This is a genomic window from Streptomyces olivochromogenes, assembly GCF_001514115.1.
GTDB classification, from domain to species: Bacteria; Actinomycetota; Actinomycetes; order Streptomycetales; family Streptomycetaceae; genus Streptomyces; species Streptomyces olivochromogenes.
The window spans coordinates 1-21,703 of sequence record NZ_KQ948492.1 but is presented as its reverse complement, the minus strand read 5'-3'; the positions used below and the strand labels follow the sequence as shown (position 1 = coordinate 21,703).

General features: G+C 69.4%; 18 protein-coding genes, 6 pseudogenes and 1 riboswitch. Of the genes and pseudogenes, 15 read left to right on the top strand and 9 right to left on the bottom strand.

Annotation, left to right across the window (positions count from 1 at the left end; all coding sequences use genetic code 11):
• Nucleotides 1-102 precede the first annotated feature (102 nt).
• A complete protein-coding gene (locus AQJ27_RS49210) occupies nucleotides 103-543 on the bottom strand; it encodes a nuclear transport factor 2 family protein (RefSeq protein ID WP_067385197.1) in 441 nt (146 codons plus the stop codon).
• Between the two features lie 2 nt (nucleotides 544-545).
• Nucleotides 546-1,400: an NmrA family NAD(P)-binding protein gene (locus AQJ27_RS49205; protein WP_067385194.1), complete on the bottom strand. Its 855-nt coding sequence runs from the start codon at nucleotides 1,398-1,400 to the stop codon at nucleotides 546-548.
• A 111-nt stretch (nucleotides 1,401-1,511) separates the two neighbouring features.
• On the opposite strand from AQJ27_RS49205, the gene AQJ27_RS49200 reads away from it, so the two are divergent.
• Nucleotides 1,512-2,450 carry an AraC family transcriptional regulator gene (locus AQJ27_RS49200; protein ID WP_067385191.1) on the top strand — a complete coding sequence of 313 codons (939 nt, stop codon included), beginning with the start codon at nucleotides 1,512-1,514 and terminating at the stop codon, nucleotides 2,448-2,450.
• Between the two features lie 185 nt (nucleotides 2,451-2,635).
• On the opposite strand, the gene AQJ27_RS49195 is transcribed toward AQJ27_RS49200, so the two are convergent.
• Together AQJ27_RS49195 and AQJ27_RS49190 are read right to left on the bottom strand one after the other, a co-directional pair.
• Nucleotides 2,636-3,253 (bottom strand): TOPRIM nucleotidyl transferase/hydrolase domain-containing protein, encoded by a 618-nt coding sequence (locus AQJ27_RS49195; RefSeq protein WP_067385188.1) that lies wholly within the window; start codon nucleotides 3,251-3,253, stop codon nucleotides 2,636-2,638.
• Between the two features lie 309 nt (nucleotides 3,254-3,562).
• Nucleotides 3,563-4,582 carry a GlxA family transcriptional regulator gene (locus AQJ27_RS49190; RefSeq protein WP_079065897.1) on the bottom strand — a complete coding sequence of 340 codons (1,020 nt, stop codon included), beginning with the start codon at nucleotides 4,580-4,582 and terminating at the stop codon, nucleotides 3,563-3,565.
• 718 nt (nucleotides 4,583-5,300) lie between these two features.
• Here AQJ27_RS49190 and AQJ27_RS59905 point away from each other — a divergent pair.
• From AQJ27_RS59905 to AQJ27_RS61220, 8 genes and pseudogenes are all read left to right on the top strand, one after another.
• Nucleotides 5,301-5,637 (top strand): annotated as a pseudogene (locus AQJ27_RS59905) (AAA family ATPase); the annotation flags it as partial.
• Nucleotides 5,636-5,776: pseudogene (locus tag AQJ27_RS59900) on the top strand (ECF transporter S component); the annotation flags it as partial. The pseudogenes AQJ27_RS59905 and AQJ27_RS59900, both read left to right, overlap by 2 nt.
• A 60-nt stretch (nucleotides 5,777-5,836) precedes the next feature.
• Nucleotides 5,837-6,010: riboswitch (cobalamin riboswitch) on the top strand.
• Between the two features lie 398 nt (nucleotides 6,011-6,408).
• Nucleotides 6,409-7,932, top strand: coding sequence for a CoA-acylating methylmalonate-semialdehyde dehydrogenase (locus AQJ27_RS49180; protein WP_067385183.1), 1,524 nt, complete (start codon nucleotides 6,409-6,411; stop codon nucleotides 7,930-7,932).
• Nucleotides 7,933-7,937: 5 nt separating this feature from the next.
• Nucleotides 7,938-9,086 (top strand): acyl-CoA dehydrogenase family protein, encoded by a 1,149-nt coding sequence (locus tag AQJ27_RS49175; protein ID WP_067385180.1) that lies wholly within the window; start codon nucleotides 7,938-7,940, stop codon nucleotides 9,084-9,086.
• Entirely contained in the window at nucleotides 9,083-10,186 is a 1,104-nt protein-coding gene (locus AQJ27_RS49170; protein ID WP_067385177.1) for an enoyl-CoA hydratase/isomerase family protein, read from the top strand. Before AQJ27_RS49175 ends, AQJ27_RS49170 begins: the two co-directional genes overlap by 4 nt.
• A complete protein-coding gene (gene mmsB, locus AQJ27_RS49165) occupies nucleotides 10,183-11,079 on the top strand; it encodes a 3-hydroxyisobutyrate dehydrogenase (RefSeq protein WP_067385174.1) in 897 nt (298 codons plus the stop codon). The genes AQJ27_RS49170 and mmsB overlap by 4 nt, the downstream gene beginning before the upstream one ends.
• Nucleotides 11,076-11,888, top strand: a complete 813-nt coding sequence (locus AQJ27_RS49160; protein ID WP_067385171.1) for an enoyl-CoA hydratase — start codon at nucleotides 11,076-11,078, stop codon at nucleotides 11,886-11,888. Before mmsB ends, AQJ27_RS49160 begins: the two co-directional genes overlap by 4 nt.
• A gap of 366 nt (nucleotides 11,889-12,254) precedes the next feature.
• A pseudogene (locus tag AQJ27_RS61220) lies at nucleotides 12,255-12,645 on the top strand (IS701 family transposase); the annotation flags it as partial.
• Here AQJ27_RS61220 and AQJ27_RS55310 read toward each other — a convergent pair.
• The gene (locus AQJ27_RS55310; protein ID WP_067385167.1) at nucleotides 12,554-13,909 is read right to left on the bottom strand and encodes a hypothetical protein; all 1,356 of its coding nucleotides are present in this window, start codon (nucleotides 13,907-13,909) and stop codon (nucleotides 12,554-12,556) included. The pseudogene AQJ27_RS61220 and the gene AQJ27_RS55310 sit on opposite strands and share 92 nt — an antisense overlap.
• 478 nt (nucleotides 13,910-14,387) lie before the next feature.
• On the opposite strand from AQJ27_RS55310, the gene AQJ27_RS49150 reads away from it, so the two are divergent.
• The gene (locus tag AQJ27_RS49150) at nucleotides 14,388-14,813 is read left to right on the top strand and encodes a hypothetical protein (protein WP_159064651.1); all 426 of its coding nucleotides are present in this window, start codon (nucleotides 14,388-14,390) and stop codon (nucleotides 14,811-14,813) included.
• A gap of 6 nt (nucleotides 14,814-14,819) precedes the next feature.
• Nucleotides 14,820-15,143: pseudogene (locus AQJ27_RS61140) on the top strand (DUF1877 family protein); the annotation flags it as partial.
• 20 nt (nucleotides 15,144-15,163) lie between these two features.
• Here the strand turns inward: AQJ27_RS61140 and AQJ27_RS59885 are convergent.
• Nucleotides 15,164-15,437 (bottom strand): annotated as a pseudogene (locus AQJ27_RS59885) (RNA-guided endonuclease TnpB family protein); the annotation flags it as partial.
• 177 nt (nucleotides 15,438-15,614) lie between these two features.
• On the opposite strand from AQJ27_RS59885, the gene AQJ27_RS49140 reads away from it, so the two are divergent.
• Nucleotides 15,615-16,343, top strand: a complete 729-nt coding sequence (locus tag AQJ27_RS49140) for a class I SAM-dependent methyltransferase (RefSeq protein ID WP_067385158.1) — start codon at nucleotides 15,615-15,617, stop codon at nucleotides 16,341-16,343.
• A gap of 435 nt (nucleotides 16,344-16,778) precedes the next feature.
• Here AQJ27_RS49140 and AQJ27_RS49135 read toward each other — a convergent pair whose 3' ends face one another.
• Together AQJ27_RS49135 and AQJ27_RS49130 are read right to left on the bottom strand one after the other, a co-directional pair.
• A complete protein-coding gene (locus AQJ27_RS49135; RefSeq protein ID WP_067385155.1) occupies nucleotides 16,779-17,705 on the bottom strand; it encodes an MBL fold metallo-hydrolase in 927 nt (308 codons plus the stop codon).
• A gap of 22 nt (nucleotides 17,706-17,727) precedes the next feature.
• Complete coding sequence (locus tag AQJ27_RS49130) at nucleotides 17,728-18,240, bottom strand: MFS transporter (protein WP_235614074.1); 513 nt, start codon at nucleotides 18,238-18,240, stop codon at nucleotides 17,728-17,730.
• A gap of 132 nt (nucleotides 18,241-18,372) precedes the next feature.
• Between AQJ27_RS49130 and AQJ27_RS49125 the strand changes: the two genes are divergently transcribed.
• The 3 genes and pseudogenes from AQJ27_RS49125 (at nucleotide 18,373) to AQJ27_RS61135 (ending at nucleotide 20,859) form a co-directional block, all read left to right on the top strand.
• Nucleotides 18,373-18,582: a hypothetical protein gene (locus AQJ27_RS49125; protein ID WP_067385152.1), complete on the top strand. Its 210-nt coding sequence runs from the start codon at nucleotides 18,373-18,375 to the stop codon at nucleotides 18,580-18,582.
• Between the two features lie 192 nt (nucleotides 18,583-18,774).
• A complete protein-coding gene (locus tag AQJ27_RS49120; protein WP_067385149.1) occupies nucleotides 18,775-19,341 on the top strand; it encodes a TetR/AcrR family transcriptional regulator in 567 nt (188 codons plus the stop codon).
• 449 nt (nucleotides 19,342-19,790) lie between these two features.
• Nucleotides 19,791-20,859 (top strand): annotated as a pseudogene (locus tag AQJ27_RS61135) (IS630 family transposase).
• 19 nt (nucleotides 20,860-20,878) lie between these two features.
• On the opposite strand, the gene AQJ27_RS49105 reads toward AQJ27_RS61135, so the two are convergent.
• Nucleotides 20,879-21,283: a hypothetical protein gene (locus tag AQJ27_RS49105; RefSeq protein ID WP_159064649.1), complete on the bottom strand. Its 405-nt coding sequence runs from the start codon at nucleotides 21,281-21,283 to the stop codon at nucleotides 20,879-20,881.
• Between the last annotated feature and the right edge of the window lie 420 nt (nucleotides 21,284-21,703).

The window sequence follows — 21,703 nt, the reverse complement described above, 5'->3', positions numbered from 1 at the left end:
GACACACCCGTAACCGGTGCACACGAGTCCTTCTGGCTCGACCGAGGGGCACGGCTCCACAACAAGTGGACCAGAGACTCAGTTTCGAAAGCACCTGTCCGGCTAGCGATCCTCCGTCGGCCATCCGATGGCGCGGAAGACAGCGACGGGGTCCAGGTAGTCCCGCCAACGCGTCACCCTGCGGTCCTTGACGGTGATCACGGACACGAAGTGGTTGTCGTAGGCACGCCCGGTGTGGACTGTCCGTCCGTGCACCGCGTATTCCAGCACGACCACGGACGTCTCGGGATCCCGGTGGACAGCGAGCCCGTCCGCGCTGTGCAGGACCATGCCAGCGCCGTAGCCGCGGTACAGGTCGGCGACCGCGCGGCGTCCCTGAACCCGGCTCGGGTAGCCGGGTACGGAGATCACGTACTCGAAGACCACGTCTTCGGCCAGGAGGTCGAAGAAGTGCTCGCCGTCGACGAGGCCCGCCAGCCCCTCCCGGATGATCCGGAAGAACGGGTCCAGCGCTGCGAAGTCGGAGATGTCGTCGATGGACATGGTCACCCCGCCACCGGAGAGGTCCAGGCGTGGACGTTGCGCTGAGCGAAGTCGTGGAAGGTGGCCGCGGGCCGGCCGGTGACCTTCTCGACGTCGCCGTTGGGCGTGGAACCGTTGCCGGAGATGACGCTGCCGGTCAGCCAGCGAAGCATCACCGCGTAGTCGGCAGGGACGAATCCGGCAGCGACCGCGCCGTCGATCCATACGTCGGGGTCGATGTCGTGGTGCGTGACAGGTCGGCCGGTCACGACGGCGATGGTGTCGGCGACTTCGTCGACGGTGAGGGCCTGCGGGCCGGTGGGCGCGTACTGCGCGCCGGCGTGGGCGTCGGGGGCGAGCAGCGTCTCGACGGCGACCGCGGCGATGTCGGCCGCGTCGACGAAGGCTTCCCTGCCGCCGCCGGCGGGGACCGTGATCACCCCGTCGACGACGGGTACGTGGGCGTCGCTGAAGTTCTGCATCACCCAAGCGGGACGCAGGACGGAGTGGGTGATGGCAGTTCGGGCGGCGAGGTCGGCCTCGACGGCCCTGATGTCGACCTCCGGTGGTGCCTGGTCGGCGCGGTAGGTGCTGAGGTAGGTGACGTGGCGCACTCCGGCGGCTTCGGCGAGGTCGAGGAAGGCGGCCACATGGTCGGCGTAGGTGACCCGGAGGACGGGTGTGACGAGGTAGAGGCGGTCGACTCCGGCGAGGGCTGCGGCGTGGGTGGTCGGGTCGTCCCAGTCGAACAGCACGTCGGCGCCGTGGCGCGCCGCGGTGCGGGCGCTCAGCCCCCGCTCGGCGAGCGTCTTCGCCACGAGCGAGCCGGTCCGGCCGGTGCCGCCGAGGACGAGTGTGGTCTGCGGTGATCCAGTCATGGATCAATCCTGAGAGCGCGCTACGAGTGAATCAATGCGCGAATGACTCGTTCTTTTACGTCAGACGCTCAGGCCTATGCCCTTTGTGGTTGTCTCGCTGATACTGATTGCGTGGACCTACTGCATGATCGCCTTGCGCGGGCACGCGCCTCCGGCGCCGTCTTCGCCCGGACGGTGGCCGAGCCGCCGTGGGGGCTGCGGCTGGCTGGTTCGATCCAGTTGGCCGTGCACACCGTCGTCCGGGGGAGAGGATGGCTGTGGCTGGACGACCCCGGTAGCGCGGTGGAACTCGTGCCGGGAGAAGTGACGCTCGTCCGCGGTGGCCCCGATCACCACATCGGGCACGAGCCGGGCACCGAGTGCCTCGAACCGGAGGACTTCCGGTCCCGGCACGCCTACGACGGGACTTCCGAGGACCCGCGGGCGACGGTCTTCCTCTGCGGCGCCTACCGGTTTTCGGGCGACATCGGCAGCGGGCTGCTGGAGGCACTGCCGCAGGTGCTGACCCTGTCGGCGGCGGTCGGCGATCCGCTGCGAGAGGTGATCGCGCTGCTGTCGCACGAGCTGGCCGCCTCCGAGCCCGGCCAGCCCATCGTGCTGGACCGGCTCCTCGACGTTCTTCTGGTGCTCGCCATCCGCAACGACTTCCGCCGGAGCTCCACCGCACCCCGTTGGTACCGGGCCTCCGCGGATCCCCGGCTGAACGCCACGGTGCAGGCCATGCACGAGAACGCCGGCCATCCCTGGTCGGTCCCCGAACTCGCGGCTATCAGCGGCCTGTCCCGCGCGGCGTTCGCACGGACCTTCCGCGACGTCCTCGGGCAGACCCCCATGCAGTACCTGACCGACTGGCGGATGGCTCTCGCCCGCGACCACCTGCGCACCGGCGAACTCGGCATGACACATATCGCCCGCACTGTCGGCTACAGCTCGCCCTACGCGTTCGCGGCGGCCTTCCGGCGCCACCACGGCGAGCCGCCAGGGACCTGGCGGCAGCGGGAGTCGCTCCGCACGCAGGCAGGCTCCGGGAACGATCCCCACACCCACTGACACCCGCCCGGCTGTCCCCGCATGACACCCGCCCGGCTGTCCCCGCACCAGAACCAAGGCCCCGTTGAGCGACCTGACGAGAGGGAGTTCTCATATGGGCGTTGGCGGCGCCAGTTGGCCACCTCGGGCGGACGGTGGGACAGAGCGCCCGAAGTCGTCGCTGTGACCGCGCTTTCACGCGTCGGTCACAGACTCGCGAAGAGGTCGTCGAGCGGGGCCGGTACGTGTCCGGGGTCGAGGTTCTCGACCAGGAGATGCCCGTAGCGGATCTTGCGGCCCTTCTTCGTGCCGAGAAAGCGCCGCAACTGCTGCTGCCGGGGCCGACCGTGGTGTGCGGGCTGGTGCAGGAAGGTCTGCCAGGCCCGCAGGTCGCCCTCGGTCCGGATGATCTCCTCGACGCGCGCCGTGCCCAGTGCGCGGATGAGCTCGTCCTCCAGGTCCGCCACGCACACGAAGAAGCCTCGGTGTGGCGCCCGGGCGCGCTTCAGGCCGCGCTCGTAGAAGCGCTGCTCGCGCTCGTCGCACAGTCCCCTCAGGTGCAGGCCAAGACCGGGTGGCCCGAGAAGGCCGGCGTAGTGGCCGACACTCATCGCCCCGCCCATCGATACGACGCACACCCCTTCGGCGGCCAGGTCCCGGCCACGCCGTGTGGCCAGCGCTTCGATGGCCGCGAGGTCACTCGGTCCTTCCAGCAGCACCGCGGTCCGCAGCCCCAGTTGCCCAACCAGATCACTCGCCGGTCCGCCGGGACCGCCGGCCGCCCAGCGGCTGACCGCGTCCCGGAATGCGCTCATGTCCGCCATGAAGCGAGTCTGCACTTCCACCGACCGGAATGGCACGGGAATATTCGACGGCCCCGCTCGACATGCCCGGCACTCCCGTCACTTGGGCCTGATGATCCACCCCATCGCCTGCGGAACTGAGACTGCGGCACTGAGCCTGCGGAGGCTCGGGGTGCCGACGTCGCCTGAGCCGGACGGTGAAGCAGGCGTCGGCGGCGGAGGGCTGTGCCGGTTCGGTGGGCTACATCTGCTGATCCGACTTCAGAGAGCCGGCAGTTCGGCGTCGTCGACTGGTTGTGCCTGGTTTGGTTGTGCCTCGTTGTGGCTTGGCTACGGGGACAGCGCTGCGGGTGCCGGATCCTCCGTGCCCACGCCGGTCGTGCGGAAGCTGGTCCGGAATGCGCCAGGTGTCACGCCCAGGTGTCGTACGAACGCTCTGCGGAGCGACTCGGGTGAGCCGAACCCGGTGCGCCGTGCCACTACCGGCATGGGGTCGTCACCCGTCTCGAGCAGCGCCTGGGCGGCTTCCAGTCTGACCTGCTCGACGTAGCGGCCTGGAGTGGTTCCCACCTCTTCGTCGAAGAGCCGGGTCACGTGACGGACGCTGACGCCTGCTCTGCGGGCCATGGCCGTGAGTGTGTGGTTGGCCCCGGGATTCTCGGCGACGGTGTCCAGGACCCGGCGGAGCATTTCCTGGCGGGTGTGCGGCACCCGGGAGCGGACGCTGAACTGGGACTGGCCGCCCGGCCGTTGCATGAAGACGACCATGTCCTTGGCGACCGACCGGGCGACCTCCGCACCGTAGTGATCTTCGACCAGCGCCAGTGACAGGTCGATACCGGCGCTGACACCCGCCGAAGTCATCATCTGCCCGTCCCGTACGAAGATGGCGTCCGGCTGGACCCGCACGGACGGGAAACGAGAGGCCAGTTGCCGTGAATGCCGCCAGTGCGTCGCGGCGCGGCGGCCGTTGAGAAGTCCGGCTGCGGCCAGCAGGAACGCTCCTGTGCACACCGATGCCGTGCAGCGGCTCTTCTCGTTCAGTTGCCGGACCGTATCCAGAAGAGCGTCGTCCTTGATCAGCGTCTCCCATTCAGGGCCGCCCGGGATCACCAATACGTCGCACGGTTCTTGTACGTCGTCGGCGGACAGGTCGGCGCTGAGGCGGATCCCGGCGGAGGTCATGACCTCCGCCCCGTCCTCGGACGCGATCTGCACCCGATAGCGTCCGCCGAACTCGTTCGCCGTCGTGAACACCTCGATGGGGCCGGTCACATCGAGCAGCCGTACGCCCGGAAAGACAAGCACGGTCACGATGAGCGGATCCGTTGCCGGGCGCTTGTGGTTCATCGGATGCCTCCGGGCTGTGCGCAGTGTGGACACTGGATCGACAGGGTGTTGGCGATGGCGTGCCCCCGGCGTGCCGTCGCCGCATCGCCTCGGGATCGGGGCGAGGGCCTGGCAAACGACCCAGGCGCCGACGGGGTTGACCCCGATTGCCTGGTGCGCACCGTCGCGTGTCCTGTGGATCGCGGCAGGGCGTGTCCTGACAGGTGTCGCGGGCAGCACGATCCCGGTCCAAGGGCCGTGATCGACCCCAGACCGCCCAGTCGTCGGATTTCCCTGGGTTCATCCTGTGCCGGTGACCCGTGCCGAAGCCACGACCGATTTGCTACCTGTTGGGAGGCACAGCCTCTCAGCCCGCCTTCCGCGGTGGCTGCTGAACCCTCTGCGCCTCCGGGTACGGCGCCTGCGGTCTCCACAGCGACAGACCCGGCTACGGCACGCAGGCTTAGGCCATGAGCGGCTTCGCGCACCTGGCGGGCGAACCGGGCGGACTGCCCTCGCCGCCACCGTTCATGCCGGCCGACGGTGTTGCCTCGCCGACGGCGACCCACGCCGTGCTCGGCGTGCACTGTCGCCGCGACGTTCACGGCGCTCTACCATCGTGACGTCCACGGCGGCCAGGTCGTCGACGTCAACCTCAGCGAGTCGCTGGCACGGCTGATTGAGTCCGCGACGCCGGCGTACGACCAGCTCGGAGCGTCGTCGGATGCCCCGAACTCACCTGGCGCCGGAAATCGACGACGCGACCCATCCGCGCGATCTGTCCGAGGGACTAAATCGCCCCTGTACTAGCGATCCAACTCTCCCCGGTGCCCGGCGTGCTGCTCCTGGACGAGCCGCCCCGCGGACTCGACTGCCGGGCGAAGACGGAACCGGTCCGCGTCGTCGACACACTCGCGGCACAGGGGCGGACCGTCGTCATCTCCACGCACGAAGTCGAGTTCGCCGCCCGGGCCGCGGATCGGGTCGTGGTCATGGCGGAAGGAGACGTCGTCACCGACGGACCCACCTCCGAAGTCACCGTCGCCTCACCGGTCTTCGTCCCGCAGACCGCGAAGAGCGGTCACCAACTTTGTGTGCATCGTGCCGGCCGGCCCGGCGGTGCTGGCCACCTTCCGCCGCGCCGCCCGCCGCGCCAGATTCCAGGCTCCGGTCCGGTTCGACGGCCCGAAACTGTCCGATTCCCGTGGTCGTTGAGCTCGGCCGACTCAGTCGCGGGCGTGTCGGGGTGGATTTACTAGGACGTCCAACTATATGCTCGTGACGAATACCCGCGGTGCAGGGAAGCCGGTGTGAAACCGGCACGGTCCCGCCACTGTGACCGGGGAGTACGTCGTCGAGCAGGACGCCACTGACGAGCGAGATGTCGGGAAGGCGGACGGCGCGCGCTGATCCGGGAGTCAGGATACCGGCCGCGGTTTTGTTCCGTGTTGTCCACGAGGATGGAGCAGACACGCATGGCATCAGTGTGCACCCACGACCCTGGTGATCCGGCCGGCCGGGCATCGACTCCCGCGCGTCCCGCCGGGCAGGTATGGACCGTCGCGCGTCCAGCCGGGCAGGTATGGACCGTCACGCGTCCATCCGGACAGGTACGGATCCTCGCGCGTCCCGCCGGACAGGCGTGGACCGTCGCGCGTCCCGCGGTACGGACGGCGACTCCCGCGCGTCCCGTGGATCGGACACGTGGTCACGCGATCCGCGCGGTCTGAACGGCGTATCTCTGCCCTATGGGCGTCTCGCGCGACCCCGCACGCACCAGGCCCTGCCCGTGTGTGCCGGTGGTCGGCGCGCCATCCCCGGATCCCACCTGACGAGAGCAGGCATCCATGGTCCGTGAACACGACCGCGCCACCGTGCGTGAGTTGAGCCATTTCATCGGCGGCAAGCACACTCCGGGAACATCGGGGTCCTACGGCGACGTCTACGACCCCAACACGGGCGAGGTGCAGGCCCGCGTCCCGCTCGCCGACCGCACCGAGACCGAGGCGGCGATCACCGACGCCGCGGCGGCGCAGCGCGAGTGGGGCGAGTGGAATCCGCAGCGCCGTGCCCGCGTCCTCCTCCGCTTCCTCCAGCTCGTCGAGGGCGAGCGGGACGCGCTGGCCCGGCTGCTCTCCTCCGAGCACGGCAAGACGGTCGCCGACGCACACGGCGACATCCAGCGCGGCCTGGAGGTGGTGGAGTTCGCCGCCGGGATCCCGCATCTGCTGAAGGGGGAGTTCACCGACAACGTCGGCACCGGCATCGACGTACATTCCTTGCGCGCACCGATCGGTGTGGTGGCCGGCATCACCCCGTTCAACTTCCCCGCGATGATCCCCCTGTGGAAGGCGGCTCCCGCGCTGGCCTGCGGCAACGCCTTCATCCTCAAGCCCTCCGAGCGCGACCCGTCCGTACCGCTGCGGCTCGCCGAACTCTTCCTGGAGGCGGGCCTGCCGCCGGGCGTCCTGAACGTCGTCCACGGCGGCAAGGAGACCGTCGACACCCTCCTCGAAGACCCCCGGGTCGGCGCGCTCGGCTTCGTCGGCTCCACCCGGATCGCCGCGTACGTCTACGCCACCGCCGCGGCCCATGGCAAGCGCGCCCAGTGCTTCGGCGGCGCCAAGAACCACATGATCGTGATGCCGGACGCCGACCTCGATCAGGCCGTGGACGCCCTCATCGGCACCGGGTACGGCTCGGCGGGGGAGCGCTGCATGGCGATCTCTGTCGCCGTCCCGGTCGGCGAGGACACCGCCGATGCCCTGGTCGCCCGTCTGAAGGAGCGCATCGGCTCGCTGCGGATCGGCCGCAGTGACGACCCCGAGGCGGACTTCGGCCCACTGGTCGGACGGGACGCCGTCGACCGGGTCCGCCGTTACGTCGACCTCGGTGTCGAGGAGGGCGCGGAACTCGTCGTCGACGGACGGGACTTCGTTCTGCCCGGGCACGAGAACGGCTTCTTCGCCGGTGCCTCCCTGTTCGACCGGGTCACCCCCGCGATGCGCATCCACCAGGAGGAGATCTTCGGGCCGGTCCTGTCCGTGGTCCGCGCCGCGGACTACGAGGAGGCCCTGCGGCTGCCCAGCGAACACGTCTACGGAAACGGAGTCGCGATCTTCACCAGGGACGGCGACACCGCCCGCGACTTCACCCGCCGGGTGAACACCGGCATGGTCGGCGTGAACCTGCCGATCCCCGTACCAGTCGCCTACCACACCTTCGGTGGCTGGAAGCGTTCCGGCTTCGGCGACCTCAACCAGCACGGTCCGGACGCGATCCGCTTCTACACCCGCACCAAGACCGTCACCTCGCGCTGGCCCTCGGGCCTTCGGGAAGGCGCGAGCTTCACCATCCCGACGATGGGCTGAGCGCGATGACCACCACCCTGCTCACGGAAGACCAACAGGCCCTCGTCGAGACGACCCTGGACTTCGCCCAGGACCACCTCGCCCCGCACGCCCTGGACTGGGACCGGGACAAACACTTCCCGCTCGACGTCCTGCGCAAGGCCGCCGGACTGGGCCTCGGCGGTGTGTACGTCCGCGAGGAGGCGGGCGGCTCGGGCCTCACCCGTGCCGACGGCGTTCTTGTTTTCGAGACCTTGGCCTCGGGCTGTCCGTCCATCGCGGGCTATCTCTCCATCCACAACATGGTCGCCTGGATGATCGACCAGTACGGTGAGCCGGCCCAGCGGGAGCGATGGCTGCCCCGGCTCTGCGCCATGGAGGACCTGGCGAGCTACTGCCTGACCGAACCGGGCGCCGGATCGGACGCCGCCGCGCTGCGCACCCGTGCCGTCCGCGACGCTGGCCACTACGTCCTGACCGGGGTCAAGCAGTTCATCTCCGGCGCGGGCGCCTCCCAGGTGTACGTCGTCCTGGCGCGCACCGGCGCCGACGGCCCGCACGGCATCTCCGCGTTCCTCGTCGACAAGGACGACCCCGGCCTCTCCTTCGGCCCCAACGAGCGGAAGATGGGCTGGAACGCCCAGCCCACCCGCCAGGTGATCCTGGACGGCGTCCGACTGCCCGCCGACCGGCTGCTCGGTCACGAAGGTGAGGGCTTCCGCATCGCCATGAACGGCCTCAACGGCGGACGCCTCGGCATCGCCGCCTGCTCCCTCGGCGGCGCCCGCAACGCCCTCGACCGCAGCCTGGCCCACCTCGCCGACCGGGAGGCCTTCGGTGGGCGACTGCTCGACGCCCAGGCGCTCCAGTTCCGGCTGGCGGACATGGCGACCGAACTGGCCGCCGCCCGCGCGCTGCTCCACCAGGCCGCCCAGGCCCTGGACCGCGGCGATACACAGGCCGCCCATCTGTGCGCGATGGCGAAGCGGTTCGCCACCGACACCGGATACTCCGTCGCCGACCGGGCCCTGCAACTGCACGGCGGCTACGGCTATCTGAGCGAGTACGGCATCGAGAAGATCGTCCGCGACCTGCGGGTCCACCAGATCCTGGAAGGAACCAACGAGATCATGCGCGTCATCGTGGCCCGTGGCCTGACGGAGGCATTCGGATGACCGACACAGACGACACCGTGCCGGCGACCGGTACCGACGACTCCCTACTGCTGCGCACCGAGGGGCGCGCCGCGTACCTCACCCTCAACCGGCCCAAGGCGCTCAACGCCCTCACCCACGCGATGGTCCGCCGCATCGACCGCGCGTTGACGGCCTGGGAGCACGATCCGGCCGTGGAGACCGTCGTCCTCACCGGCGCGGGGGAGCGGGGCCTGTGCGCGGGCGGCGACATCCGTGCCATCCACGACGACGCCCGGAACGGGGACGGGACGGCATCGGCGGCCTTCTGGCGGGACGAGTACCGGCTCAACGCCCGCATCGCCCACTACCCGAAGCCGTACGTCGCCGTGATGGACGGCATCGTCATGGGCGGCGGCGTCGGCGTCTCCGCCCACGGCAGCGTCCGGATCGTCACCGAACGCTCGAAGATCGCCATGCCGGAGACCGGCATCGGTTTCGTACCGGACGTCGGGGGCACCTACCTGCTCGCCCTCGCGCCCGGCGAACTCGGCACACACCTGGCGCTGACCGGAGCCCCGGTAGGCGCGGGCGACGCCCTGCTGTGCGGCCTCGCCGACCTCTACGTACCGTCGGAGGCCCTGCCACGGCTGCTCGCCGCCCTCGCCCACGCGCCGGTACGACAGGTCCTGGGCCAGTACGCACAACAGGAACCGCCCGGTGAACTCGCGGCAGCGCGGCCATGGATCGACGCCTGCTACGCCGCCGACACCGTCGAGGAGATCATCGACCGCCTCCTCGAACACGGCGGCAGCGCGGCCAAGGAGACCGCCGAGACCCTGCTCGCCAAATCCCCCACCTCCCTCAAGGTCACCCTCGCCGCACTCCGCAGAGCCAGGCGGCTCGGTCCACTGGAGAACGTGCTGGACCAGGAGTACCGCGTCTCCTGTGCGGCCCTCACCGCACCCGACCTCGTGGAGGGCATCCGCGCCCAGGTCATCGACAAGGACCGCAGGCCGCGCTGGACACCGCCGACGCTCGCCGAGGTCACCGACGCGGACGTCGAGCGCTTCTTCACGCCCCTCGGTGAGCGGGAACTAGGCCTCGCCGCATCCGACACCACGCAGGAGGTGCCCTGGTGAGCAGGACCGTCGCGTTCATCGGGCTCGGGCACATGGGCGGTCCCATGGCCGTCAACCTGGTCAAGGCCGGCCACCGGGTACGCGGCTACGACCTGTCACCCGCATCCCTGAAGGCAGCGGCCGACGCAGGTGTCGAGCCCGCGGCATCCGCGACGGAGGCGGTCGCGGGCGCGGAGGTGGTGATCACCATGCTGCCCGCCGGACGGCAGGTGCTGGAGCTGTACCAGGACATCGTCGGGGCCGCCCGGCCCGGCACCCTCTTCGCCGACTGCTCGACCATCGCCGTCGCCGACGCCCGCACCGCCCACAGCAGGGCGGTCTCGGCAGGGATGCGGGCCTTGGACGCGCCGGTCTCCGGCGGAGTCGTCGGCGCCGAGGCGGCCACCCTCACCTTCATGGCCGGCGGCGGCGAGGGCGAGTTCGCCGAGGCCGAACCCCTGCTCGCCGCCATGGGCAGGAAGGTGGTCCACTGTGGCGGCGCGGGCGCCGGACAGGCCGCGAAGATCTGCAACAACATGATCCTCGGCATCTCGATGATCGCCGTCAGCGAGGCGTTCGTACTCGGCGAGAGCCTGGGCCTGTCCCACCAGGCGCTGTACGACGTGGCCTCCACGGCGTCCGGCCAGTGCTGGGCACTCACCGTCAACTGCCCGGTGCCGGGGCCCGTGCCGACCAGCCCCGCGAACCGTGACTACCACCCCGGGTTCGCCGCCCCGCTCATGGCCAAAGACCTGGGCCTGGCGGCCGACGCGGCCCGATCCGGTGGCGTGAGGGCCGAACTCGGTCTGCGCACGGCCGAGTTGTACGCCGCATACGCCGCCGGAACAGGCGCGGCCGAGGACTTCTCGGGCATCGTACGGACGATCAGGGACCAGAGCGGAGAACAGGCATGACCACCGAGACGACACCGGCCGCGACAGACGCGTACGACACCATCCTCGTCGAACGCAAGGGCCGCACCGCCCTGCTCACCCTCAACCGGCCCAACGCCCTCAACGCCCTCAACGCCCTCAACCTCCAGGTCATGAACGAGGTCGTCGCGGCCACCGAAGCCCTCGACCGGGACCCGGACGTGGGCTGCATCGTCCTCACCGGATCGGCGAAGGCGTTCGCGGCCGGAGCCGACATCAAGGAAATGCGGCCGCAGAGCTACCTGGACATGTACCTCAGCGACTGGTTCACCGCCTGGGACCGGCTCGGACAGCTGCGCACGCCGACCGTGGCGGCGGTCGCCGGGTACGCGCTCGGCGGCGGCTGCGAACTCGCCATGCTCTGCGACATCCTCCTCGCAGCCGACACCGCCGTCTTCGGCCAGCCGGAGATCAAACTCGGCGTCATCCCCGGCATCGGCGGCTCCCAGCGGCTCACGCGTGCGGTCGGCAAGGCCAAGGCCATGGAACTGTGCCTGACCGGCCGCACCATGGACGCGGCCGAGGCCGAACGGGCCGGTCTGGTCTCGCGCGTGGTGCCCGCCGACGAACTGCTCGGCGAGGCACTCGCGGTCGCCGAGACCGTGGCGGGCATGTCGCTGCCGGTCGCCATGATGGCGAAGGAGGCGGTCGCCCGCGCCTTCGAGACAACACTTGCCGAGGGCGTCCGCTTCGAACGCCGCCTCTTCCACGCGGTGTTCGCCACCGCCGACCAGAAGGAGGGCATGAGCGCCTTCATCGACAAGCGCCCACCCCACTTCACTCACCGCTGACCCACGCGTCACACGGACCGGGCCGCCGCCCGCAGGACGAAGCCCACGCCCGGCGGCCCGGTCCTCGTCGGCGGACGACCATCTCCGCCTCCGCCAGCACCCGTGCCGGTCAGATGGCCCGCCCCTCCACCGGATACGGCACATACGTACGCCGGAGCAATGCTCAGGACATGTGGATCAGCTCCTGGGTGCGTGCGAAGGGCGTACCTTCCGGGGTGATTGATCGAGAAGTCGCCGAGTAGACCTGCGTTGCAGCGGGGGTCGGGAAGGCACGCCCGTGCTCGGCGCAGTCACCCGCCCGTAGTGGAACGCCGACGCGGTCCGCGACGACCTGCGCGCCTACAGAAGACCCCGCGCCGGGCGTAGCAGAAGCTGTCCGCCGGACGCGGCGCCAAGGCGCCCCGCTTCTACGACTGGGCTCCGGTCGCCATCACCGCACCCGGCCTGACAGGCCATCACCACCTGCTTGTCCGCCGCAACCGAACCACGGACGAACTGGCCCACCACCGCTGCAGGTCACCCCGCCCGGTGCCGCCGGCCACCCTGGTACGGGTCGCAGGCAGCCACCGGACGGTGGAGGAGATGTCCCAGAGTTCGAAGGGGAAGGGGCTGGCGGGACTTGGACGAGCACCAAGTGCGGCGCCGGGACCCCTGGCACCGCTGGGTCACCCTGGCCCTGCTGGCTTACGCCTTCCTCGCGCTCGGCTGCGGAGAGGGTCGGCAACATCGCCGACTCCCCACACCCGTCCGGCTTCTTGTGCAATTTCTGACCGGAGCTCGGGAACGGGCTCTCTTGCTGCGGCAGCAAGGATGATCTGGCGTGCCATAGGAGGGATGAACTCGGTTGGCCAGCCTCTGATTGCCCGGAGCGCCATACGACGGTTCCTGCTCGTTCGATTGTTGAGGGCAGTTTCTATCAATTGCCACCCGTGGCCGGGGTGGTCGTTCAGTCGACTCACGATGATGTCGAGGATCCCGTCGACCTCGTACCCCGTCCCGAGGCCCAGTTCAGTTGTCGGACCGGTTCGCAGGTCCTGGAGAGGCAGGAGGCGTTCTGCGGCCTCGACGACCGCCGAGATGTCCTCGCTCGGACAGTCGTCGATGAGCAGGAACCAGATGGTGCTGTCGTAAGGTTGCGACTCCACCCTCCGCAGCAGCGCCGGGCGGACGGGGATGTTCATCAGTCTTGCCGCCCATGCCGCAAGACGGAGAGTGGTCGGCTCCTCGTCAGTAAGGCCGGAGAGTACGACTTTCCGGGATGCCGGATCTCCAACCACTTTGGTGAATTGGTGCCGAACCTGCCGCCACTCGTCATGTTCTCGGCATTTTGCGCTTGCGTACGGGTCATTAAGAAATCGGTTGATCGACAAGAGGCTCCAAAGCTGCCGCAGCGTGATTCCTCTTGCTGTAGCGTGACGCAGGTAACCGTTCAGCGCGCGTACTGCGTCGTCGAACGACGCCAACGCCGGCCCCGGTCCGTCGACGTCGGTGAGCGCTTCGAGGAGCCTTCCCGCACCATCCAGAGTTTCTTCGTCCAATGATTCTCTGGACAGGACATCAGCGAGATTGCCGACTTTCGCGGCGGTCAGGGCGAAATAGCTGTCCAGTACGTCGCCTGTGCACGACTCACGGATCAACCAGTCCCTGATCTCGGGATCGGACGCTCCTTCGAGTCGGCGGACGGCATCGACGCGGGCCCAGCCTTCCGCCTGCCGAGCCAGTTCGAAGAGAGCCCGGTAGGGGTCGGCCTGGGAACGCAGCAGGGCTTCGGAGGCCTCAGCCGAGAACGCCCAGAAGGTGCCCAGGGTCTTCAAGATTTCACTGTCGTCGTCTGTCCCGGCCATGCTCAGCAGCAGGATCCCGAACAGGACCGCATTGGGGTGCTCACCGCGCATGGTGAACCACCGACCCAACTGGCGCACTCGGTCGGAGGGGAGGGATCTCTCTTGGAGAGTCGCTTCGAGAGTTCGCGCGTGGTCGCGCCACACGATGCGCCGAAGCTGTTTGTCCAGGATGGTCACTGCCGAGTGATCGGGAACGGAACCGGTCAGACGTGTGGCAGTGGCGGCGATCCGTGCCGCAGCGTCCTTCGATCGGTTGGCGCGGCGGCTCGGCTGGGGGGTCTTCTGAGGGAGTTGATGGTGCCGTGGCTGCTCAGACTTCTGACGCTCAACTGCCTGGGCATGGCTGTAGAGGGAGGGCTCACCACTGAGGGTGCCGCCGAGGCCCCATGGCTGAGGGCGGCTCACCGGACGGGGACCCGGCTGTCCTTTCGCTTGATCATGCGGTGATCTTCGCAGGTGGGCTTGGGGCGAGCAAGAGCCCGCCGCAGTCGCACGTTCCGTTCCGCTCCGTCGCCGCCGACACCGACGGCCATGCAGGAACTCGGCACCACGCTGCCGCTGTAGAGGAATTGCCAGCCCCGTGTGCCAGGCAGCACTCGTGTCGCCGTGGACGGCGTTGGGCCAACTGTCGGTGCCGAGTGCTTGTATGCGTGCCATGACAGCATCGGTATTTCCGGCTCCGCCCGATCGCATTCAGCGGCAGGACGTCACCGTCATGCAGCAGGACACCGTCGATGAGCTGACCCATATTCAGCGGCTTTGGCCGTCGTTCGAGCGGCTGGTCGGGCTGCGCGGACGAAAGATGTACGCGCAGATCAACGAACGCCAGAGCACTTACACGGTGTGCACGCCGGTCAAGGAGCACGACAGCCCGGACCGCCTGGGCCTGCGTCTGGGCACCTTGGCAGGAGGCTGGTACCTGCGCGGCCGTCTTGTCGGGGACCCTCCCCAGATCTATGGGCGGATCGCCGATGGGGTCGCCGAGCTGCAGGCAACGCTGCCGGCCGATGACACCCGGCCACTGGTCGAGTTCTACCGTCGCCATGACCAGATTGAGCTGTGGCTGCCGATCCGGTCGTGACACCGGATCAGCGATACAGCAGGCCAACCGAGAGAAGCAGCCCATCGCATCCGCGGCACCGGCCACTGCCCCTTGTCGCACGTCATCCTCGGCGGAGTGCCACTGCACGAAGGCGACGACTGCGTCGTCTGCTACGTCACTGCGGGCCAGGTCCGCGAGGTCGCGGCGGCCTTGGAACCACTGGACGGACAGTGGCTGAACCATCGCTTCGCCGTGCGCACGTTCGCCGCCTACCAGGGCACCGGCGACGCTGAGGACATCGCCTACACCCAGGCATTCCGGCCCGGACTGAGGACCTTCTACCGCACGGCGGCGCCGAACGGCCGGGCGGTGGTATTCACGGTCGATCAACAGCGTCGGGAGGTGCCCGGGGCGGGGACCTTGGCCCAAGTGCCGCCTTGGCGGGCGAGCTTGTACGTCGGCATGGTGACCGTGCGACCCGATGCCTGCCCACTGATCGAGCGGTTCAGCCCGGATTTCTGGGCGATGTCGGTGGTGGTCTTGTGCTGCCAGTCCAGTGCCCGGCGCTTGGCTTTCGCGCGCAGTCCTGCGATCTGGTCGTAGGCGTGGTGCAGCCGGGCGGGAGGTGAGTTCGCCGGGCGTGCGGTGTTTCTTGCGCTGCGACCACGCACTGCACGAGGAAGTCCGGGCGGCGTCGGGATGTTGCACGCGCTGGACGGCTCAGACGTTGCGCTGCTGGAGTAGCTGGACAACCGGCGCAATCGGCTGATGGAGCGTCGGTTGCCGACACCGCGCCTGCCGGAACGGGCACGGCGTACCTCTCGTACAGGACGGACGAGGTTGATCGACTACGACGGCGAGGCCCTGGACTACGACGCTTCCCGGGGTGGCGAACCGAGGGCGCAGGCGACGGCGGAGGCGCTGGAACGGCTGCTGCCGCGAGGAGAGTGCACGGTCCTGGACATCGCCTGCGGCACGGGCATCGTCACCGGGCGTCTGCTGCGGCCGGACCGTAGGGTGCTGGGCGTCGACCGTTCCCGGGGAATGTTGAGCCTCGCGGCGCGTCGCGTGCCGGGCGGCGTCGTACAGGGCGACGCGTCCGATATCCCCCTGGCGTCGGGCAGTGTGGACGCCGTCGTGATCGTCTGGCTGCTGCATCTCCTGCTGAGCCCGGTCCCGGTGCTGGCCGAGGCGGTCAGGGTCTTGCGGCCCGGGGGGACGCTGATCACCACGGTCGACAAGGACGACGCGTACTTCGTCCCGGACAGCGATATCGCGCGCGTGACGGCAGAGGCGCGTCGTCAGTACGCGCCGCGCGTGCCCGATCATTCCGCCCGGGTGCTGGACTGGGCGGCCGGGCAGGGGCTGGGCCAAGCGGGGGAGACGGAGTTCCCCGGCACGGGGCAGGGCCGTAGTCCGCGCAGCTGGCAGGAAGCGATCCGGGCGGGACGCATCCCCTGGGCCGGCCCGGATCGGATGAACGGCGTGTGCGAAGGGCTCGCCGCCCTGCCGGACCAGGACACTGCCCGTCCGGATCCGCTCTATCGTGTCCTCGCCCTCAAGCGCTGACCTGCGGGGCGCGGGCCGAGTCGCACATTTCGGCCAGGTGCCGCGCACCCTTGTCGACCGGCGCCGGAGTACCCGGACCGCCGATCGCCGCAGACGAGCATCTTGTGGTCCTGCCCGGAGTGCCGCGGCTGCTGGACCGCGAACTGTCCACTGTCACATGGCCGGTTGGCCGCGGCTGACAACAACGTCCTCGTCGTGCACGCCGGGCGTCAGGACTGTGTCCTCAACCCGCACCGCCGCGCTGCTGACCGGCAGGGAGCGGGTACCGGGCCGGCCGTACGTGATCGGCTTCCTCATGGGCGGCGGCGAGGCCGAGTTCGGCGATCTGGTGGTCGACGCGGCGGTCGGCGACTGTGATGACCGGACCGCGGAGCCTGCGCGCCGGTGGTCGGCCTGCGCTCCGTGCGGCCGACCCCGTCCGGACCGGCTGCGGCGTCAGTGCGAGACGGTCTGCGGGGCGGCGGGAACCGGCGCGAGCCGGAACGCGCCCTCATGGGTGATAACGCGGCCGGCGGTGGGCGGCGCGAAGTGCGTGCCGAGGACCAGTGTGTCCGTGTCGGCGAGGGAGCCCAGCAGCTTGCGTCGCGAGGCCTCGGACTGCTCGGGGTCGATGTCGACGCACGCGCCGATGGCAGGGTGGGCGAGCTGGACCGGGTGGTGGATGCAGTCGCCCGTGATCAGCGCCGTCTCACCCCGGCTGGTCAGCTCGACGGCGATGTGGCCAGGGGTGTGGCCGGGCGTGGGCAGCAGACGCAGGCCCGGGGCGATCTCGACCCCCTCGGCCGGGACGTGGACGAGGTCGAGAAGCCCCGCCTCCTCGACCGGGATCACGGAGTCGCGGAACATCTGCTTGCGCGCGTCCTCCATGTCGTACGTAGCCCAGAACTCCCGCTCGATGCGGGAGGTGAGGTAGCGGGCGTGGGGAAAGGTGGGGACCCACTCGCCTTTCACTTCCTGCGTGTTCCAGCCGACGTGGTCGGCGTGCAGGTGGGTGAGGATCACCAGGTCGACGGAGTCCGGGGAGAAGCCGGCGGCGGTGAGGCACTCGAGGAAGTCGGTCCGCAGGTTGTGCCAGGCGGGGTTGGCCCGCTCCTTGCCGTTGCCGATGCCGGTGTCGACCAGGACGCGCAGCCCACCCACGACGAAGGCGAAGCTGTGGCTGTCGATGTGCAGGTTGCCCTCGCGGTCGGCGAAGCCGGGGCGCAGCCAGTCCTGTTGCTTGACCACGTCCGGGGTGGCGTCCGGCAGCAGCCAGGGTCCGGTCGCGGGCGGCAGGAGGACCTCGTCGATGCGGTGGACGGTGACGTTGCCCACGGTCCAGGAGGGGACGGCGGTGGTCTCGTTGGCCGGCGAAGCGTTCATGGTCCGTCGTTTCCCTTGTTCGTCAGCGGTGTTCAGCGGTGTTCAGTGGTGCTTGGCGGAGGCGGTCGTCCGTGGTGTGAAGTGCCTTGCGCCGTGACCGGGTGAGTGCTGCCACCCCCGCGACGGCGAGGAGGGTGGCGGCCATGGCGTAGGCATGGGCGGCGGTGCGCAGTCCGAAGTGCTCGGTGGCGGCGCCCGCGGCGATGGCGGGCAGGCTCATGGACAGGTAGCTGAGCACGTAGTAAGCGGCCAGGGTCGCGGCGCGGTCGCGTTCGTCGAGCGAGGCGAGCATCATGCGCAGCGCGCCTTGGGAGACGGCGCCGAAGGCGATACCGGCCAGGGCCGCGCCGCCGTAGACGGCGCGTAGGCCGGCGCCGTGCAGACCGAGCAGGCTCAGGGCCGCGGAGGGGATGAAGACCAGGGCCCCGCCGATGGTGGCGGCGATCGGCGTCGTCCACCGCAGCGTCCACACGGTGAGCGCGGCCGCAGCACTGACGGCGAAGAAGACCATGCCGTCTGACGTGACGCCGGACATGGGGTCTCCTCTCACTTAAAGCGATTGGTTCGCTTTAAGGAACCGTAGGTCCTGGGGTCGGTTAAAGCAAACCGTTAGCTTTTGGTGTCGAGGATTGCTCCCTTGCTCCGGCCCGATCAGGGGGGAGCGTTCATGTCCGCCGCTGAATTCACGCCACCGGAGGCGGCCCTCGGGGCCGCGCGTGCCGGGCTCCCCCTCTCGGCCGACCGGCACGCCGCGGTGGCCGCCACCGCCAACCCCATCCACGCCGTCGTCGCGGTCTTGCGGGAGCTGGACTTCGAAGACACCCCGCCTGTCGCCGCCTACCGTGCGGGAGAGGAGAAGGGCGATGCAGCCGTATGAACTGTCCCTCGCCGCGCTTGGCCGCCCCCTCGGGGAGCCGGTCCTGCCGCGGGTCGGCCACGCCCACGAGCAGACGCAGCCCGCACGTCGGTCGGCGGCCGTGTGACGAACCGGCCGAGTGGCCCCGGCCGGAGCGGGCCGGGCGAGCCGGGACGATCACTTGAAGCAACATATTTGCTTTAAGGTGGTTCCATGAGCCGAAAGACAATGGTGCGCCCCGGTGGGCGCAGCGCCAGGGTTCAGGCGTCGGTACACGCCGCCGTTCGTGAACTCGAGTCGGAGGTGGGCCGCGAAGCGCTGACGGTCCCCCTGGTGGCCGCCCGCGCCGGAGTCACCCCGTCCACGATCTACCGCCGCTGGGGCGACCTGCAGGAACTGCTGTCGGACGTGGCGGTCGAGCGTCTGCGGCCCGAGGCGGCGCCGGTGGACAAAGGGAGCCTGAGCTCCGATCTCGAGGCCTGGGCCGAGCAGTTCCTCCAGGAGATGACCGCCCCCTCGGGGCGTGCCTACATCCGCGACGCCCTGCTCGGCGACCCGGACGGCAGCAACGCGGGCCTGTGTTCGGCCTACGCGGCCGAACAGATCGACGTCATCCTCGACCGTGCGGCCGGCCGCACGGAGAACGCACCCGACGTCGAGACGGTCCTCGACCACGTCGTCGCCCCCATGATGTACCGCATCCTCTTCCGTCCCGAGGGGCTCGACTCCGCGTACGCGCGTCAGCTGGTGGCAGGGCTTGTCGGGTCGACCGACCGCTGACCGAACGCCTCCGCGAGCAGACCGTTCCGCTCCCGAGCCGGACTGCTGTAGCCCTGGCGGCCGCGGCCTCACCACCACCCGGTTCAGCCGGGAGGAACCGCGTCGGTCGGCGCCGGCTTATTTGTGGGGACTGCCTGCTCAGCCGCAGCGGAAGAACGGCTGGACGCTCGCGGAGGAAGCGGGGTAGGCCGGTCCCGATCGCCTCCACCGTTTGCTGAACCGGCATCAGCGTGGGCGCCCTCCCCGGACACCGACCCCGCGGCTTCCCAGGCTGCGCCGCATCGTCGCCTCGCGGTGATCCCCGGCGCACGCTGATGGCCGTGCTGTTGATTTGTCGCCGCGCACCGCCCGGTGTGGTCATGGAGGCGCTCTCATTCCCCTAGAGATCTTTAACGGTGCGGGTCACGTGGGGTCGTGACGGCTGTCGTCGGCTGCGCTATGCCGGGAGGATGAGGTATCCCGATGGCGGTGGGTTGACGGCTGAGGAGCGGGCTCGGCGTGACCAAGTCCGGCTCGCTGCCGCTGACCTGATCGAGGCGGGGCCAGTGACCGGGAGGTGTCCCGGCGGTTCAGGGTGACCCGGGTGTCGGCGAACCGCTGGCGGAGGGCGTTGACTTCAGGCGGTCGACAGGCCCTGGCCTCGAAGGGCCCCGGTGGCGCCCGCTGCAAGCTCGATGCGGGTCAACTGCACGTTCTGGAGACGGTGTTGGATGCCGGCCTGGCTGCCTCCGGCTTCAGTGACCAGTGCTGGACGCTGGCGAGGATCGCCGAGATCGTGGGCCGCCGCTGCGGCGTCGAGTACACCTTGGCCGGGCTGGACCTGCTGCTGCACCGCATCGGCTTGAGCGTGCAGGTTCCCTCCCGCAGGGCCACCGAGCGGAACGAGGAGAAGATCGCCGCCTGGAAGGGCGAGCAGTGGCCCGTCATAAAAAGACGGCGGCGGACCTGGGCGCCTGGCTCTGCTTCGAAGACGAAGCCGGCCAGGGCCTGAGGCCGCCCAAGGGCCGCACCTGGGGCCGCCGGGGCCACACCCCGGTGGTGCGGGTCACCGCTGCAGGCACCAAACGTGTCTCCACGGCGGCGCTGATCTGCACCAAAGCCGGCCACCGGCCGCGGTTGATCTACCGCATCCACCTCGACCGAGGTCCTGCCAAAGGCCGTCGCAAGGGCTTCACCGAGACGGACTACGCCCGCCTGCTGGATGCCGCGCACCAGCAGCTCGACGGACCGATCGTGCTCGTCCGGGACAATCTGAACACGCACGTCAGCCGCACCATGCGCGAGCTGATCGCCGCCCGATTATGGCTGACCGTCTACCAGTTGCCGCCGTACGCTCCCGAGCTCAACCCCGTCGAGGGTGTGTGGTCTCACCTGAAGAGGTCGCTGGCCAACCTCACCAAACACAGCCTTGACCAGCTCACCGCGCTGGTGAAGACACGGCTCAAACGGATGCACTACCGCCCCCGCCTCGTCGAGGGCCTCATCGCCAAGACCAGGCTCGACCTCGAACCTCCCTGACCCAGCCGTTAAAGATCTTCTAGAAGGCGCCAGGGGGCAGCAGGTGCGGGGCGCGGTCGCCGAGGACGGCGAAGACCTCGTTCTTCGCCTGACCCCGCAGCTCCGTCATGAAGGCGAGGTCCACGCGGCCGGTCCTGGCCCAGATCCCGCCGAGGGACTCCGCACACAGCTGGGCCAGCACGCTGGTGAAGTCCTCGGCGCGGATGATCCGGATCAGGCCCGATTCGACGAGCGGGCCGGAGAAAGACTCCAGGTCCATAGCCGCGTCGAACTTTTCATCCTCGCGCGCCGTGGGGTCGTCAAGGATTCCGACAAGCAGAACCGCCCGCTCCTCGGGCGAGATCTCCGCCCGGCTCTCCAGCACGGTCTCATCCGAGGTGCGGCGCCGTCCCTTTGTGAACAGCCCCTCCAGCCAGGTCCTCATCTGCAACAAATCCTCGATCCCGTCCACAATGTGCCCTCGCCGATGCCGCTGCCGACCACGTCACCGAGGCCACCGCCCACGACGCCGACCGGCCCGCCGACGAAGCCCACTTCCGCCCCGGTCTCGGCGCCATTGCCCGCGCCGGCGAGGCCGCCCGCCAGGCTGGCGCTGTCGTGGATGGCCGCCTGGGTCCGCTCGGTGCGGACGCCACATCGTAGACGTCGTAGGCAACGGGTGGCAGCGATTATCAGCCTGCCGCCGACCTCCCAGATCGATGGATCCGCGCGGCACCCACGGCTTGTCCAAGGTGATGTGCTCAAGGTTCGCAACCCTGCTGTGCTCGACTGCGGCAGCAGGTCGATCTTGGCTTCATGCCCTCGTCATCAAGACCAGAATCGCCCAACCTTCGTAACCCCAGCC

Coding starts and splice junctions, on each gene's coding strand:
- AQJ27_RS49210 (WP_067385197.1), bottom strand. CDS start 543: ATGTCCATCGACGACATCTCCGACTTCGCAGCGCTGGACCCGTTCTTC.
- AQJ27_RS49130 (WP_235614074.1), bottom strand. CDS start 18,240: ATGTCCGGCGTCACGTCAGACGGCATGGTCTTCTTCGCCGTCAGTGCT.
- AQJ27_RS49135 (WP_067385155.1), bottom strand. CDS start 17,705: ATGAACGCTTCGCCGGCCAACGAGACCACCGCCGTCCCCTCCTGGACC.
- AQJ27_RS49120 (WP_067385149.1), top strand. CDS start 18,775: ATGAGCCGAAAGACAATGGTGCGCCCCGGTGGGCGCAGCGCCAGGGTT.
- AQJ27_RS49150 (WP_159064651.1), top strand. CDS start 14,388: ATGACAGCATCGGTATTTCCGGCTCCGCCCGATCGCATTCAGCGGCAG.
- AQJ27_RS49205 (WP_067385194.1), bottom strand. CDS start 1,400: ATGACTGGATCACCGCAGACCACACTCGTCCTCGGCGGCACCGGCCGG.
- AQJ27_RS49180 (WP_067385183.1), top strand. CDS start 6,409: ATGGTCCGTGAACACGACCGCGCCACCGTGCGTGAGTTGAGCCATTTC.
- AQJ27_RS49170 (WP_067385177.1), top strand. CDS start 9,083: ATGACCGACACAGACGACACCGTGCCGGCGACCGGTACCGACGACTCC.
- AQJ27_RS49105 (WP_159064649.1), bottom strand. CDS start 21,283: ATGAGGACCTGGCTGGAGGGGCTGTTCACAAAGGGACGGCGCCGCACC.
- AQJ27_RS49125 (WP_067385152.1), top strand. CDS start 18,373: ATGTCCGCCGCTGAATTCACGCCACCGGAGGCGGCCCTCGGGGCCGCG.
- AQJ27_RS49175 (WP_067385180.1), top strand. CDS start 7,938: ATGACCACCACCCTGCTCACGGAAGACCAACAGGCCCTCGTCGAGACG.
- AQJ27_RS49195 (WP_067385188.1), bottom strand. CDS start 3,253: ATGGCGGACATGAGCGCATTCCGGGACGCGGTCAGCCGCTGGGCGGCC.
- AQJ27_RS49190 (WP_079065897.1), bottom strand. CDS start 4,582: ATGAACCACAAGCGCCCGGCAACGGATCCGCTCATCGTGACCGTGCTT.
- AQJ27_RS49160 (WP_067385171.1), top strand. CDS start 11,076: ATGACCACCGAGACGACACCGGCCGCGACAGACGCGTACGACACCATC.